This is a genomic window from Streptomyces sp. NPDC018610, from assembly GCF_044391765.1.
Taxonomy (GTDB): domain Bacteria; phylum Actinomycetota; class Actinomycetes; order Streptomycetales; family Streptomycetaceae; genus Streptomyces.
On record NZ_JBISAL010000001.1, the window covers coordinates 146,400 to 161,514 of the forward strand.

Genomic DNA, 15,115 nt, shown 5'->3' on the forward strand with positions numbered 1-15,115 from the left:
CCCCAGCTCAGGATGGCTTTACTTACGCTTGGTGTGCGACTGCCCCCGGTCAGCGACCCAGCTCACGGCAGGCCGCGGCGACCTGACCGAGCACCTGTTCCAGCACCCGGCTGCCCCGCGGGACCCGTGACGGCTCGTACGTCCACGCGTGCCCGACCCAGGGGTCGGCGAGGTGGTCGTCGGCGACCGGCGTCAGCCGCAGCAGCGAACGCCACAGCGGGTCCAGCAGCGGGCCGTAGGCGGCGGCGTCCTCGCGGTCGGCGACCATCATCAGGTGGACGCCGACGGCCGGGCCCTCGTCCGCCAGATAGCGCAGCTGGGTCACGGCACGCTCGTCGAAGCCGTGCGGGAAGTCGTTGACGATCAGCAGCTGCCCGGAGGTGTCGAAGCCCGGGGGCAGTGCGTCGGAGGCGCCGCCGCGCACCGCCATCTGCACCAGGTCCACCCGGGAGGTCAGCCGGTTCAGGACGTCCGTGACACCCGCGGCGCCGGCCGCGGGCGCCCCCGCGAGCACTCCGGCATCCACCAGCGGCGCGAGGGCCGGCGCGGCGGAGCCGGCCGGGTCGATGACGTGCACGCCGAACTCGCCCGCCGGGTACGCCGCCAGCAGGCGGGCCGCGATGGACACGGCCGTCTCCGCGGCCGGGCGGCGCAGGTCGGTTCCTTCGGTGAACGGGTCGTCGGCGGAACCGGAGCCACCGCTGTCGATCCACAGGCCGCGTTCCAGCGGCAGCCGGATCAGCATGGGGATGCGCAGGGAGGACGCCTCGGGCAGGCGGAGGTCGCCGAGGCGTGCGGCCATCGGGATCTCCATCGGCACCCGGTAACCGTGCCAGACGGGATTGTCCCAGCCGGCGTAGGCGGGCGGCAGTGCGGGCTCGACCACCTCCGACTCGGCGGTCAGCTGGGCCAGGTCGCGGTCGAAGGCCGCCCTGGCCCGGTCCACCAGCTCCGCGCGGCGGGCGCGGGCCGCCTCCCGGGCGGCGTCGCCCTGTCCCCCGATCCGGCTGCGCGGGTCGGCCAGGGCCTCGTCCAGCTCCCTCTCCAGCCGGGAGTCGGCGAAGTCGAGGGCGCTGCGGTACGCGGCCGTGGTCCGGGCCAGGTCCTCGAACATGCCCCAGACCTGGTTGTAGAGCCGCTCCTCCATGGTCCACCCCGTCGCGTCGCCGGCGACCGGCTGCGCGGACCGGCCGGGCTCGGAGAAGGGTGCGCTCCGCTGTGGCGGCTGCGGAGCCGTAGGCCGCCGCCGCGGGTGGCTGTAGTCGATCGGTCCGCCGGAGGAGGCCGCCGGGCGGGATCCGGTCGCGCCGTCCGGGTCTCCCGTCCCGGATCCTGACGGGAACGAGGGCCTCGGGGCGCCGTCGGCCGGGTGGGACGGCTGCGGCGTGGCGCCGTCCGGATACGCCGGCAGCGCCGCGGGGGCCGGCCGCGCCGGACCCCCCTCGCCCGGCCTGTCGTACGGCGGCGTGGGCTGGGCCGGGAGGGCCTGGGCCGGTGTGGCGGCCGGGGCGGCCCGGGCCGTCTGCGGGGCCGTGGACGCGGTCCGGGTGGAGGCGGGCGGCTGCGGCGGCCGGGCGGCGTCCGCCGGGTGCGGTGGCGGGGCGGACGCCGGGCCCGTGGGCGTGCCCTCGTCCTCGTGCGCCACCGCCTCGTCGATGGTGCGTGCCAGCCGGTGGGCGTCGGGAAGGCCCCGGTCGGTGAGGAGCTCGACGAGACCGCCGGCGTAGCCCTGGCCGACCGCGCGCACCTTCCAGGCGCCCTGCCTGCGGTAGAGCTCCAGCGCGATCACGGCCGACTCGGCGTCCAGGCCGGTGATGGTGTAGTCGGCGAGTGCGGTGCCGGTGGGGCCGGCGACGGCGACGAAGGGGGCGGCGACCGCTGCGAACCGGGCCGGTCCGTTCGGTGCGGCCGGCAGCGCGATCAGCACGTCGAGGCGGTGCACCGGCTCCGGCAGCGCGGCCAGGTCGACGGCGAGCCGGTGCTCGGCGGCGGCCCGGCGGGAGACCTCGAGACCGGGCAGGACGGGGGCGCCGGGGTGGGCCACCCGGTCGGCACCGTGCACCCTGCCGTCCTCGTCCGCGGCCGTGACAGCGGCAACGACCGGCGTGCCGGCCGAGATCCGGATCTCCAGGCGGACCTCGGAGAGCGGGTGGTTCTGCCCCCGCACCAGCTCGGCCGTCATCGCCTTCTCCCCCTGTGCTGTGCCGTGTCGTGTGCCGTGCCGCCGCGGCGGCGTCCTACAGGTGCGGCCAGATCGCCGGCATCAGGTCCTGGAAGGTACGGCCGTTGGCCGGGACGCCGAGGGCCGTCATGGACCATCCGTTCGCCACGCGGTGCACCTTCGCCATCACCTGGGCGGTGTAGTCGCCGCCACCGGCCAGGGTGTAGCGGGCGAGTTCCTGGCCGTTGGTCTCGTCGACCAGGCGGCAGAAGGCGTTCTGCACCTCCTGGAAGGTCTGGCCCGTGAAGGAGTTCACGGTGAAGACGATCTGGTCGATGTGCACGGGAACGCGCTGGAGGTCGACGAGGATGGCCTCGTCGTCGCCGCCCTGGCCGACACCGCCGACCAGGTTGTCCCCGGTGTGGCGCACGGAACCGTCGTCGCTCACCAGGTGGCGGAAGAAGACGACGTCGACCGGCTCCTTGCCGGCGAAGAGCACGGCGGAGGCGTCGAGGTCGATCTCCCGTGTGCGCGAGCCGAACAGGCCCCGCCGCGGGGCCGCCTGCCAGCCGAGACCCATACGGACCGCGCTCAGGCTGCCCCCGTCGTTCTTCTGCAGACTGATGGCCTGACCCTTGGTCAAGTTGACGGTCACGGCTGCTTCCCCTCTCGGACTGCTCCCCTGTTGCCGCGGATTACGCGGTTGACCAGAACCCTACGCAGGGGCTCCCGCCGTGCCGCGCACCGGTCCGCACTTTGTGTCGGTCTTGCAACACAGTTCAGGCGAGGTCCGCTCCACGCGGACCGGAGGCCGCCGCACCGCGGGGACGCGGCCACCCCACCGGCGGCGACCGCCGCTGAGCCGACGGCGTCCCCGGCCGGCAACCGCCGCTCAGCCGACGGCAGTACGCGGGCGGCGCGGGCCCGGAGCCGATGGCAGTGCGGGGGTGGCGCGGGCGGTGGCGTCCGGCCATCGCGGCGGCTCCGGACGCCTCCGCCCGCGCGCTCCCGGCGCACCGCGGGTCAGGCCAGGCCCGCCTCCCGCATCTGGCGCAGCTCCTTCTTCATCTCGGAGACCTCGTCGCGCAGCCGGGCGGCGACCTCGAACTGCAGCTCGGCCGCGGCGGCGCGCATCCGCTCGGTCATCTGCTCGATCTGCTCGGCGAGCTGGGCCGCGGGACGGTCGGTCGGCACGGTCTGGGCCGCCTTGCCCTTGGCGGACCTGCCGGCCTTGGCGCCCTTGGCCGTCTGGTCGCCGAGGGAGGGCACGGGGGCCTTGGCGCCCTTGCCGTCCTTGGTCTTGCGGTAGCCGGTGCCGAGCAGCTGCTCGGTGTCGACCTCCTCGCGGGCGATCTGCGCGACGATGTCGTTGATCTTCTTGCGCAGCGGCTGCGGGTCGATGCCGTGCGCCTTGTTGTAGGCGATCTGCTTCTCCCGGCGCCGGTTGGTCTCGTCGATGGCCTTCTCCATCGCCGGGGTGATCTTGTCGGCGTACATGTGGACCTGGCCGGAGACGTTGCGCGCCGCGCGGCCGATGGTCTGGATGAGCGAGGTGCCCGAACGCAGGAAGCCCTCCTTGTCGGCGTCGAGGATGGCCACCAGGGACACCTCGGGCAGGTCGAGGCCCTCGCGCAGCAGGTTGATGCCGACCAGGACGTCGTACTCGCCGGCGCGCAGCTCGCGCAGGAGCTCGATGCGGCGCAGGGTGTCGACGTCGCTGTGCAGGTAGCGCACCTGGATGCCCAGCTCCAGGAAGTAGTCCGTGAGGTCCTCGGCCATCTTCTTGGTGAGCGTGGTGACCAGGACGCGCTCGTCCTTCTCGGTGCGCTCGCGGATCTCGTGCACCAGGTCGTCGATCTGGCCCTCGGTGGGCTTGACGACGACCTCGGGGTCGACCAGGCCGGTGGGGCGGATGATCTGCTCGACCTGGCCGTCGGAGCGGGACAGCTCGTACTGGCCGGGGGTCGCCGACAGGTACACCGTCTGGCCGATGCGCTCCTGGAACTCCTCCCACTTCAGCGGGCGGTTGTCCAGGGCGGAGGGAAGGCGGAAGCCGTGGTCCACCAGGGTGCGCTTGCGGGAGGCGTCGCCCTCGTACATCGCGCCGATCTGGGGGACGGTGACGTGCGACTCGTCGATGACGAGCAGGAAGTCGTCCGGGAAGTAGTCGAGCAGGGTGTTGGGCGGGGTGCCGGGGGCGCGGTCGTCGAAGTGCATCGAGTAGTTCTCCACGCCGGAGCAGGTGCCGATCTGGCGGAGCATCTCGATGTCGTAGGTGGTGCGCATCCGCAGCCGCTGGGCCTCCAGCAGCTTGCCCTGCTTCTCCAGCTCGGTCAGGCGCTCGCCCAGCTCCTTCTCGATGCCGTTGACCGCGCGCTCCATCCGCTCGGGACCGGCGACGTAGTGGGAGGCCGGGAAGACGTACAGCTGCTGGTCGTCGCTGATGATCTCGCCGGTGAGCGGGTGCAGGGTGGACAGCGCCTCGATCTCGTCGCCGAACATCTCGATGCGGACGGCCAGCTCCTCGTAGACCGGGAAGATCTCGATGGTGTCGCCGCGGACCCGGAAGGTGCCCCGGCTGAAGGCGAGGTCGTTGCGCGTGTACTGGATGTCGACGAAGCGGCGCAGCAGCTCGTCGCGGTCGACCTCGTCGCCGACCCGGAGGGGGACCATGCGGTCGACGTACTCCTGCGGCGTGCCCAGGCCGTAGATGCAGGACACGGAGGCGACCACGACGACGTCGCGCCGGGTGAGCAGCGAGTTGGTCGCGGAGTGGCGCAGCCGCTCGACCTCCTCGTTGATCGAGGAGTCCTTCTCGATGTAGGTGTCCGACTGGGGGACGTAGGCCTCGGGCTGGTAGTAGTCGTAGTACGAGACGAAGTACTCGACGGCGTTGTTGGGCAGCAGCTCTCGGAACTCGTTCGCCAGCTGGGCGGCGAGCGTCTTGTTCGGCGCCATCACGAGCGTCGGACGCTGCAGCTTCTCGATCATCCACGCGGTGGTGGCGGACTTGCCGGTGCCGGTGGCGCCGAGCAGGACGACGTCCTTCTCGCCTGCCTGGACGCGCCGGGCGAGTTCGGCGATGGCCTGCGGCTGGTCGCCGCTGGGCTGGTAGGGGCTGACGACCTCGAAGGGCGCCACCGTGCGTTCGATCTGGGAAACGGGCCGCATGTCATCCACCGTACGACCCGCCACTGACAACGGGGGCCGGTCAGGGGTTTCGCGGGGTGCGGACGCTCCGCGGGGTGCGCCGCGCCGGGGCGCGGCGGGCGGTGTCCGGGCGGGGCGCGGAGCGTGGGGAGTGCGCGGGGTGGGCAGGGCGCGGAGCCTGTGCCGCGGGGTGCGGAGCCTGTGCGGGGTACGCGGCCTGCGTGGCCCGGGCGAGGTGCGTGGCATGGGTGACGAGTTCACGCGCGGGCACGCCCGGCTTGTGCTCGGCGGGGACCCAGTCGCCCTTGCTCCCGACCATCAGCGGGTCGAACAGCACGACGACGCCGGCCAGGAGCAGGAAGGCGAGCGGGCCGATCAGCATGGGTGCGAGCAGGGCGGCCGGGGACTCGCCGGCGACCGCGGTGCCGTCGGCTCCGTGCAGGTGGACGCTGAGGGAGGCCATGCCGGTGTAGTGCATGCCGCTGACGGCCAGGCCCATGACGAGGCTCGCGCCGACGCTCCACAGGAACCCCCTGACCTGCCCGGCCGCCCAGAGTGCCGCGGTCGCGGCGACGACGGCTATGACGACGGAGGCGGAGACGGTCAGGACGTTGTACTCGAAGGCGCCGTCGAACTGCATGCCGGCCATGCCCAGGTAGTGCATGGAGGCGACGCCCAGGCCGGTGATCGTGCCTCCGGTGAACAGCGCCGACCCGCTCGCGCCCCGGTAGCCGACGATGAAGATCCCGACGCCGACCATGACGATGGCGACGATCAGACTCAGGTACGTCGTCGGCCGGTCGTAGTGGATCGGCGCCCCGTCGACGGTGAAGCCCATCATCGCCACGAAGTGCATCGTCCAGATGCCCGAGCCGATCGCCGCCGAACCGAGGGCGAGCCAGCCCGGCCGCCAGGAGTGGGCGACGAGCAGGGCGCGAGTGGTGCAGCGCAGGCCGAGGGCCCCGCCGAGGCAGGCCATGAAGTAGGCCACCAGCGGGGTGACCAGCCCGTAGCTGAATCCGTCGACCGTGCCGTCGTGCATGCGCGGCTGCCCTTCCGCCCTGTTGAGTCCCGGAACGTCCGGTACGTGGTGAAATCGCCCCCCGCCCCACGACCGTCCCCACGGTCAGGGTTGACGCAGAGAGTATGACTCCCGCCGGAATGGTCGAACGATTTTCCGGCAAAGAATCACGACCTTGCCCCAGATGTGCGGCAGCGGTGAGCGGCCGGAGACGTCCCCTGATCAAGTGGATCCGCCCCGTCCGGCCCGCTTTCGTCACCGCGTGCTGCCAGTCTTGTGCTGTAGGTGATCGCATGAGGCGAGGAGCAGGTATGCACGCGCGCGCAGTTGCCGTCACGACGGCCGCTCTCCTGGGAGCGACGGTGCTGTCGCCCACATCCGAGGTCCGGGCGGCTGCCGCCGTCGAGCGGCCGCTGGTCGTCGCCCATCGCGGCGCCTGCGCCTACGCCCCGGAGAACACGCTGCCGGCCGTCGACAAGGCGGCCGGCATGGGCTTCTCCTGGATGGAGAACGACGTGCAGCGCACCAAGGACGGCGAGCTCGTCGTCCTGCACGACGACAGCCTGCGGCGGACCACGGACGTCGAGAAGGTCTTCCCGGGCCGGGCGCCGTGGAAGGTGAAGGACTTCACGGCCGCCGAGATCGCCCGCCTGGACGCGGGCAGCTGGTTCTCCCCCGCGTACGCGGGCACGCGCGTGCCGACGCTGGACCAGTACATGCGCCGCATCGAGCACAACCACGAGAAGCTGCTCCTGGAGATCAAGAACCCCGAGTTGTACCCGGGCATCGAACAGCAGACGCTGAAGGTGCTGGGCCGGGACGGCTGGCTGGACCACCGGCACCTGGCGGGACGGCTGATCGTGCAGAGCTTCAGCGCCGACAGCGTGCGCACGGTCCACCGTCTCGCGCCCGCCGTCACGACCGCCTTCCTCGGCCGGCCGGCCACGGCGGACCTGAAGCGGTACGCGGGCTTCACCGACATGATCAATCCGTCCTACGGCACGATCCGCGCCGACTACGTCTCCGCCGTCCACAAGGTCACCGGACCGCACGGCAAGCGGCTGAAGGTGCTCACATGGACGGTCGACGACGCGGCGCACGCCCGGACCGTCGCCGGCTACCGCGTGGACGGCATCATCTCCGACAGACCGGATGTGGTGCGGGCGGCGCTGAAGGACTCCTGATCCCCCGGCCCGATGCCCCTGCGCGAGAGCTGAACCGCAGGTCACCGGGGATTGTCAGTGGTGGCCCGTACGGTGGTCGCATGGACAGCCACGAGCGGGGCGAGCAGCGGGACGGGAGCGGCGGGCAGCGGGTCGTGTGGGCCGTGACCGACACCCGCATCGGCCCCCTGCTGCTGGCGGCGACGGCCGACGGCCTGGTCAACGTCGTCTTCCACGCCACCGGCGCGGTGCGGGAGCGGGCGCTCGACCGGCTGGCGTCCCGGCTGGGCGCCGAGCCGGTCGAGGCGCCCGGCTCCCCTCCGCTGGCGGAGGCGATACGCCAGCTGGAGGCGTACTTCTCGGGCGGGCGGCGGGATTTCGACCTGCCCCTGGACTGGTCGCTGATATCGGGCTTCAACCGCCGGGTGCTGCGCGAGCTGGCGTCGGGTGTGCCGTACGGCTCGGTCGTGGGGTACGGCGATCTGGCCGGGCGGGTCGGTCAGCCGCAGGCGGCGCAGGCCGTGGGCGTGGCGATGGGCGCCAACCCGCTGCCGGTCGTGGTGCCGTGCCACCGGGTCGTCGAGAGCGACGGGGGCATCGGGGGCTTCGGCGGCGGCCTGGAGACCAAGCGTGTCCTGCTCGCGCTGGAGGGGGTTCTGCCGGAGCCGTTGTTCTGACCGTCCGGCGGAGCGCCCCGACAAGCCCGTGCCCGGGGGCCGAGCGGTAACGGCTCTCCGCCGACGCCGCTCGACGCGGCGCCGGCGGGCAGCCCGGGGAGCGGACAGGCGCTAGTCGTAGTGCCGGGCCTCGAACACGTTCCCGTCCGGGTCACGGAAGTAGAAGCTGCGCCGGGCGTTCCCACGGGCGCCGGAGGAGTCGTGGGAGAGGTCGGAGACGGGGACGTCGTGCTCCTGGAGACGGGTGCGCAGCGCGTCGAAGGCCTCGGCGGGAAGCGCCAGGCACACGTGGTTGACCGGGTGTCCGGCACTGCCCGCCGCGCCGGGAAGCACGTTCATGCGCGGGGCGAGGTCGAGCGGGGCGAGGTCGAGGATCGTCTCCTCGTTGACGCGGACGGAGGGGAAGGACACCTTGCCGGCGGTGAACTCCTCGACGTTCAGCGGCTCCAGGCCGACCGCCCGCTCGTGGAAGGCGGCCGCGGCGACCGGGTCGCGCACCCACAGGACGACGTGGTCCAGACGTGTCGTGTTGTCGGTCATGCGTCCAGGCTCGTGCCCCTGTCGTCCGGGCCGCAAGGGTTTGGCCGGGTGTGCGGCCCGCCAGAGATGAGGAAGGAGCCGACCGAGGGGAGGCAGGCACGTGCTGGTGGTGTCCGAAGAGGTGCGGGAGGCGCTCGCCACGCGCCGTCCGGTGGTGGCCCTGGAGTCCACGATCATCGCCCACGGGCTGCCGCGCCCGCGCAACCTGCAGGTGGCGCTGGAGCTGGAGGACGCGGTACGCGAGGAGGGCGCCGTGCCGGCGACGATCGCCGTGCTGGACGGGCGGCCCCACGTGGGCCTGGACAAGCAGCAGTTGGAGCGGGTCGCCAACGGGACGGGGATCCGCAAACTGGGCCACCGCGATCTGCCGCTGGCCGTGGCGGCGGGGGCGAGCGGGGCGACGACCGTGTCGGCCACGGCCCGGCTGGCCGCGCTGGCGGGTGTCCGCGTGTTCGCGACGGGCGGGCTCGGCGGGGTGCACCGGCAGTGGACGGTGACGCAGGACGAGTCCGCCGACCTGGGGCTGCTGGCGCGCACCCGGATCACGGTGGTGTGCGCCGGGGTGAAGTCGATCCTCGACGTGCCGGCCACACTGCAACGGCTGGAGACCCTGGGGGTCGCGGTCGCGGGGTACGGCACGGACCGCTTCCCAGGCTTCTACCTCAGCGACTCGGGCCATCCGGTGGACTGGACGCTCAGGACGCCCGAGGAGGTGGCCGAGGTCATGCGGGCGCAGAACGCGCTGCGCGGACCGGAGTCGGCGCTGATCGTCGCCAACCCGGTGCCCCGCTCGGAGCAACTGGACCCGGATCTGCACGCGCGCGTGCTCGCCGGCGCGCTGCGCGCGTGCGAGGAGGAGGGCGTCACCGGTCAGGCGGTCACCCCGTTCCTGCTCGACCACCTGGTGCGCCACACGGACGGCGCCTCGCTGCGCGCCAACCTGGCCGCCGTCCGCGGCAACGTGCGCCTGGCGGCCCGTGTCGCGACGGCCTGGACGCGCATGTGACGCCGGGCGGGGCGTTGCTGGTGGTGGGGGACGTGGTGACGGACGTGGTCGCCCGGCACCGGGGAGCGCTCGCGGCCGGTACCGACACCGCCGCCGCGATCCGGCTGGTGCCGGGCGGCGCCGGGGCCAACGTGGCCTGCTGGGCGGCGCACCGGGGACGTGCGGAGGTGCGGCTGCTGGGGCGGGTGGGCGCGGAGACCGCAGCCTGGCACGAGCGGGAGCTGATCGCGTCGGGGGTGCGTCCCCGGCTCGTCGTGGACGACGAGGCGCCGACCGGGACGGTGGTCTGCCTGGTCGACGCGGCGGCCTCGGCGGAACGCACGTTCCTCACCGACAGCGGGGCGTCGCTGCGGCTGGAGCCCGGGGACTGGTCGGACACGCTGCTCGACGGGGTGGCCCGACTGCACCTGTCGGGTTATCTGCTGTTCTCCGGTCCGAGCCGTGCGCTGGTGTCCGTGGCCGTCGCCTCGGCACGCGCGCGGGGTGTCCCGGTGAGCCTGGATCCGGCCTCGGCGGGTTTCCTCGCCGCGCTGGGCACGGAGCGGTTCCTCAAGCTCACCGAGGGGGTGGACGTGCTGCTGCCCAGCCGCGACGAGGCGTGCCTGCTGACGGGGTCGCCGGATCCGGCGGTCGCCGCGGCCCGGCTGAGCCGCCGCATACCTCTGGTGGTGGCCAAGCAGGGCGCGGACGGCGCGCTGGTGGCACGCGCGGGCGCCGTGTGCGCCCGTGTGCCCGCCGTGACCGCGGCGGCACGGGACACCACGGGCGCCGGTGACGCCTTCACCGGAGCGTTCCTCGCCGCGCTGCTCGACGGGGCCGGCGCCGAGGCCGCGGCGGCGGAGGGCTGCCGGGCGGGAGCGCTCGCGGTGGGCCGGGTGGGCGGGCGGCCCCCGCGGGACGCCCGGGGCGGCTGAGGCGCCTCAGCCGGTCCGCCACGCCGGGTGGCGTGGGTCGTCGGCGCGGACCAGTACGTCCGACGTCGACGCCGGGTCGGTCTCGGCCTCGTAGCGTTCGAAGGCGGGCAGGGTCCAGTGGTCCGCCTCGGGGGTGCGGCGGCGCAGGGCGCCCGGGGAGAGGAGGAGGTGGACGCTCAGGTCGAAGGGGAACCAGTGGCGCAGCAGCAGGGGGCCGTGCAGCAACAGCACTCCACCGGGCGGCAGCGCGACGGGGGAACTGCGGGTCGCGCGGTCCGTGGCCGGGTCCCGCAGGTCGGGCAGCACGCGCCCGTCGCCGCCGGATTCCAGGGGGCCGAACACCTCGCGCCAGAGCGCACCGGTGTCGAGCCAGCCGTCGTAGTACGACTCCACGTCCCGGTGCCCGTGTTCGAGCCGGAGGGACGCCGGGCGCAGGAAGTTCGCGGCGTCGACGACCAGCGACGGGCGGCCGAGCAGGCGCAGCGCCTCGCGCACGCGGTCGGCCAGGTCGCCCGGGCGGGCGGCGGGGGCGCCGTCGAAGGCGACGCGCGGCCAGGGGCTGCCGTCGCCCGGCTTCAGGTCGAGCAGGCGCTCGGCGAGCAGGTCGCCGAGCCGTTCCCAGGTGATCGCTTCGAGTCGCACACGGCCATGATGCGCCCGGCCCGGACGCGGCCGCGCCGGGGGGGGCGGAGACGGGGCCCGCCGCGGGCAACGGCGCGGAGCCGGGGTACCGCGACACGGGGACGCGGGACGCGGGGCACGGCGGCACGGCGGACAACGGCCTCGGGGTGCGACGGACGACGGCATCCGGAGCGCGGCGGCACCGGGTCCGGGGGATGACGGCCGTGGGGCGCGACGGCGCCGGGCGCGACGGACGGACGGCACCGGGGCACGGCGCCACCGGGCGGGGTGGGCGACAGCACGGGTGCGCGCCCGCCGGCGGGGCGGTGCGTTCGGCCGGCGGCACGGGGCCGCCTCCCCGCGCCGACCCGGTCGCGCCCGCCTACGGCACGGTGCGTCCCGGTCGGCTCGGGCACGTACCCCGGCCGGTGCACCGGGCGCGTCCCCGGCCGGTACGAGTGCGTCCCGCGGCGGCGCGGGGAATGACTTCCGCATGGCGCGTCTCCCAACTCCTACGCCCCGCCTCGGGCTTGTGGTCGTCCAGCCGTCGCGGGGCAGACGCTGCGCCCGGTGCCGCCGTGGTCCGCTGTCCCTGCTCGTCCTGGAGGAGGGTGCGCCCCGCTGCCTGGTGTGCGCCGATCTCGGGCACCTGGTCTTCCTGCCGCGCGGTGACACGGCGCTGACGCGCAGGTCGCGGGAGGAGAGCGCGCTGTCCGCGGTCGTCGTGCGGTACAACCGGCGAAGGAGCCGGTACGAGCGGCAGGGCGTCCTCGTCGAGGAGGCGGCCCTCGCCCGGGCCGAGGCACGATGTCTGGCGGACGCCGAGGCACGTCGCCGCCGCCGGGCCCGCGACGCGCGGTCGCGGGCGGCTCAGGACGCACGGTTCGCGGAGGCGTTCGCGGCGGAGATCCTGCGGCTGTTCCCCCGGTGCCCGCCGGACCGGGCCCAGGGCATAGCCGCCCACGCCTCGGTGCGCGGCAGCGGGCGGGTCGGGCGCAGCGCGGCGGGCCGGGCGCTGTCCGAGGGCGCGGTCCTCTGGGCGGTGCGGGCGTCCGTACGGCACCTGGACACCCCGTACGACCGGCTGCTGATGGCCGGTGTGGTCCGGCACGAGGCCCGGCGGCGGATAGCGGCGGACGTGGACGCCGTCCTCCAGGCGTGGCGCGAGCCGCGGACGGGTGTACCGGCTGAGTGAGCCGGCGCCGGACGGCGGCACCGGCCGCCACACACGGCCTGCCGCCGCCCGGCGGCAGGCGCGGCGGGCGGAGGGCAAACAGCGGGCGGCGCGCGCTCTGCGTGTGCGGCCCGGCCGACGTATCGTGACCGGGAGAGCGCCGCCCGACGACGCGAGCACGCACGCACGTACGCAAGGGGGACGGCCATGGCCGATCCCAAGGGTTTCATGTCCACGCCCCGCCGGGAGTGGCCCCGCAGGCCGGTCGAGGAGCGGGTCCGGGACTGGGACGAGGTGTACGTCCCGGGTGCGCTGCTGCCGATCATCAGCAAGCAGGCCGACCGCTGCATGGACTGCGGCGTCCCGTTCTGCCACCACGCCTGCCCGCTGGGCAACCTCATCCCGGAGTGGAACGACCTGGTCTCCCGGGAGGACTGGCGGGCGGCCGCCGACCGGCTGCACGCCACCAACAACTTCCCCGAGTTCACCGGCCGACTGTGTCCCGCGCCGTGCGAGGCGGGCTGTGTGCTGGCGATCAACCAGCCGGCCGTCACCATCAAGAACATCGAGTGCGCCATCGCCGACCGGGCCTGGGAGGAGGGCTTCTCCCCGCCGCGCCCGCCGGACCGGCTGTCGGGCCGGACCGTCGCCGTGATCGGCTCGGGGCCGACGGGGCTCGCCGCGGCCCAGCAGCTGACCCGGGCCGGACACACGGTCGCCGTGTACGAGAAGGACGACCGGATCGGCGGACTGATGCGCTACGGCATCCCCGCGTTCAAGATGGAGAAGCGGCATCTGGAACGCCGGCTGGAGCAGATGCGGGCCGAGGGGACCAAGTTCCGCCCGGCCACGGCGGTCGGGCGGGACGTCGGCGCGGCGGAGCTGCGGGCGCGCCACGACGCCGTGGTGATCGCCACCGGGGCCACGGCCTGGCGGGAACTGGACGTGGCGGGAAGGGAGTTGGTGGGAGTCCATCAGGCGATGGAGTATCTGCCGCTGGCCAACCGGGTGTGCGAGGGGGACATCGAGGTCTCGCCGCTGTCCGCGGCGGGCCGGCACGTGGTCATCGTGGGCGGAGGCGACACGGGGGCCGACTGCCTGGGAACGGCGGTGCGCGAGGGCGCCGCGTCGGTGACCCAGCTCGACATCTACGCGCAGCCCGGCGCGGAGCGCGACGAGGACACCGATCCGTGGCCGACCTACCCGAAGGTCTACCGGCTCTCTGCGGCGCACCAGGAGGCCGGGGAGCTGCGGACGGCGCCCGCCGCCGACGCCGACGCGCGGCTGTTCGCGGCGTCGACGCTGCGCTTCACCGGTGACGCGGACGGGCACGTGCGCGAGCTCCACCTGGTCGAGGTGGACGCCGGACGGCGTCCGCTGCCCGGCACCGAGCGCATCCTCCCGGCCGATCTCGTGCTGCTCGCGCTCGGCTTCTCGGGGCCCGACCGGCGCGACGGTCTGATCGACCAGCTGGAGCTCGAACTGACGCCGCGCGGCACGATCGTCCGGGACCCCGGGTTCGCGACGAACGTCCCCGGCGTGTTCGTGGCCGGGGACGCCGCGCGCGGGCAGTCGCTCATCGTGTGGGCGATCGCGGAAGGGCGTGCGGTGGCGGCGGCGGTCGACCGCCATCTGACGGGCAGTTCACGACTGCCGACGCCGATCGGACCGTACGACCGACCGATGAACGTGTAGTCGGACAGTCGGACCTCCTGCCTGCACGCCCACAGAAGCCACACCGCCACACCGTCGCACTGCCGCGCCGTCACGGAGTCATGCCCGCACCGGTCCCACGCCGTCACGGGCATCCCAGGCCGCCGCGCCCTACAGCTTGCGGGCCACCGCCCCGTAGCCCGCCATGATCCCGTCGTCCTGGCCCGGCACCGGCTCGCCGAGCTCCGGGTGCCACTTGTGGAGCACCTCGACACCGGGTTCGACGAGTTCCAGGCCGTCGAAGAAGCGGGCGAACTCGGCGCGGGAGCGCAGGACCAGGGTGACGCCGGCCGCCTTGAGCTTCTCCGTGGCCTCCGCCGACTGCTCCTCGGGGGTGAAGTCGGCGGTGGCGTGGGTCATCGTCAGGTAGCTGCCGGCCGGGAGTTCGGACAGCAGCCGGCGCACGAGTCGGTGCGCCCCCTCCTCGTCGGGGACGAAATGGAGCAGCGCGATCAGGGAGAGCGCCACGGGCCGGGTGAGGTCCAGGACCTTGCGCGCCCTCTCCAGGATGATGGCCGGATCCCGCACGTCGGCCTGCAGGTACTCGGTGACCCCTTCGGGGGTGCCGCGCAGCAGGGCCGCCGCGTGGGCCAGCACGATGGGATCGTTGTCGCAGTAGACGACGCGGGCGTCGGGCGCCATCTGCTGGGCCACCTGGTGCAGGTTCGGCTCGGTCGGTATACCCGTGCCGATGTCGAGGAACTGCCGTACTCCGTTCCCGGCCAGCCAGCGGGTGGCGCGGTGCATGAACGCGCGGTTCGCCTTGGCCACGATCGGTACGCGCGGGTTGATGGCCACCATCTGGCGGCCCATCTCCTCGTCGACCGGGTAGTTGTCCTTGCCCCCGAGGTACCAGTCGTACATACGCGCGGGATGCGGCTTGCTGGTGTCGATCCGAGTCGAGTCCTGGACGGGGTCGGCGTCCTGCCCGGTCATACGGCGCTCCGTAAGCGTGTGAGGTCCGAAGGGGATGAA

Annotated in this window: 13 protein-coding genes; 6 read left to right on the plus strand and 7 right to left on the minus strand. The window is 73.8% G+C overall.

Annotation, left to right across the window (positions count from 1 at the left end; translation table 11 throughout):
- Window positions 1-49: 49 nt before the first annotated feature.
- The 4 genes from ACH5A8_RS00675 to ACH5A8_RS00690 all read right to left on the minus strand — a co-directional run bounded on the left by ACH5A8_RS00675 (window position 50) and on the right by ACH5A8_RS00690 (window position 6,353).
- Window positions 50-2,182, minus strand: a complete 2,133-nt coding sequence (locus tag ACH5A8_RS00675; RefSeq protein WP_398996485.1) for a TerD family protein — start codon at window positions 2,180-2,182, stop codon at window positions 50-52.
- A 55-nt stretch (window positions 2,183-2,237) separates the two neighbouring features.
- Window positions 2,238-2,816, minus strand: coding sequence for a TerD family protein (locus ACH5A8_RS00680; protein ID WP_398996487.1), 579 nt, complete (start codon window positions 2,814-2,816; stop codon window positions 2,238-2,240).
- Between the two features lie 368 nt (window positions 2,817-3,184).
- Entirely contained in the window at window positions 3,185-5,332 is a 2,148-nt protein-coding gene (uvrB, locus tag ACH5A8_RS00685) for an excinuclease ABC subunit UvrB (protein ID WP_398996489.1), read from the minus strand.
- Window positions 5,333-5,372: 40 nt separating this feature from the next.
- Complete coding sequence (locus tag ACH5A8_RS00690) at window positions 5,373-6,353, minus strand: MHYT domain-containing protein (RefSeq protein ID WP_398996491.1); 981 nt, start codon at window positions 6,351-6,353, stop codon at window positions 5,373-5,375.
- 290 nt (window positions 6,354-6,643) lie between these two features.
- Here ACH5A8_RS00690 and ACH5A8_RS00695 point away from each other — a divergent pair, with 290 nt between their 5' ends.
- Together ACH5A8_RS00695 and ACH5A8_RS00700 are read left to right on the plus strand one after the other, a co-directional pair.
- Window positions 6,644-7,516 carry a glycerophosphodiester phosphodiesterase gene (locus ACH5A8_RS00695; protein WP_398996493.1) on the plus strand — a complete coding sequence of 291 codons (873 nt, stop codon included), beginning with the start codon at window positions 6,644-6,646 and terminating at the stop codon, window positions 7,514-7,516.
- A gap of 80 nt (window positions 7,517-7,596) precedes the next feature.
- Window positions 7,597-8,172, plus strand: coding sequence for a methylated-DNA--[protein]-cysteine S-methyltransferase (locus ACH5A8_RS00700; protein WP_398996495.1), 576 nt, complete (start codon window positions 7,597-7,599; stop codon window positions 8,170-8,172).
- 111 nt (window positions 8,173-8,283) lie between these two features.
- Here the strand turns inward: ACH5A8_RS00700 and ACH5A8_RS00705 are convergent, their stop codons facing one another.
- Window positions 8,284-8,712, minus strand: a complete 429-nt coding sequence (locus ACH5A8_RS00705) for a VOC family protein (RefSeq protein WP_398996497.1) — start codon at window positions 8,710-8,712, stop codon at window positions 8,284-8,286.
- Window positions 8,713-8,812: 100 nt separating this feature from the next.
- Here ACH5A8_RS00705 and ACH5A8_RS00710 point away from each other — a divergent pair, with 100 nt between their 5' ends.
- Window positions 8,813-9,718 carry a pseudouridine-5'-phosphate glycosidase gene (locus tag ACH5A8_RS00710; RefSeq protein ID WP_398996499.1) on the plus strand — a complete coding sequence of 302 codons (906 nt, stop codon included), beginning with the start codon at window positions 8,813-8,815 and terminating at the stop codon, window positions 9,716-9,718.
- Window positions 9,715-10,632 carry a carbohydrate kinase family protein gene (locus ACH5A8_RS00715; protein ID WP_398996501.1) on the plus strand — a complete coding sequence of 306 codons (918 nt, stop codon included), beginning with the start codon at window positions 9,715-9,717 and terminating at the stop codon, window positions 10,630-10,632. The genes ACH5A8_RS00710 and ACH5A8_RS00715 overlap by 4 nt, the downstream gene beginning before the upstream one ends.
- 6 nt (window positions 10,633-10,638) lie before the next feature.
- Here the strand turns inward: ACH5A8_RS00715 and ACH5A8_RS00720 are convergent, their stop codons facing one another.
- Window positions 10,639-11,274, minus strand: coding sequence for a uridine kinase (locus ACH5A8_RS00720; RefSeq protein ID WP_398996503.1), 636 nt, complete (start codon window positions 11,272-11,274; stop codon window positions 10,639-10,641).
- Window positions 11,275-11,746: 472 nt separating this feature from the next.
- Here ACH5A8_RS00720 and ACH5A8_RS00725 point away from each other — a divergent pair, with 472 nt between their 5' ends.
- Window positions 11,747-12,448 carry a DUF2293 domain-containing protein gene (locus tag ACH5A8_RS00725; protein ID WP_398996505.1) on the plus strand — a complete coding sequence of 234 codons (702 nt, stop codon included), beginning with the start codon at window positions 11,747-11,749 and terminating at the stop codon, window positions 12,446-12,448.
- Between the two features lie 186 nt (window positions 12,449-12,634).
- Window positions 12,635-14,122, plus strand: coding sequence for a glutamate synthase subunit beta (locus ACH5A8_RS00730; RefSeq protein ID WP_398996507.1), 1,488 nt, complete (start codon window positions 12,635-12,637; stop codon window positions 14,120-14,122).
- 129 nt (window positions 14,123-14,251) lie between these two features.
- On the opposite strand, the gene ACH5A8_RS00735 is transcribed toward ACH5A8_RS00730, so the two are convergent.
- Window positions 14,252-15,076 (minus strand): SAM-dependent methyltransferase, encoded by an 825-nt coding sequence (locus tag ACH5A8_RS00735; RefSeq protein ID WP_398996509.1) that lies wholly within the window; start codon window positions 15,074-15,076, stop codon window positions 14,252-14,254.
- Window positions 15,077-15,115 lie beyond the last annotated feature (39 nt).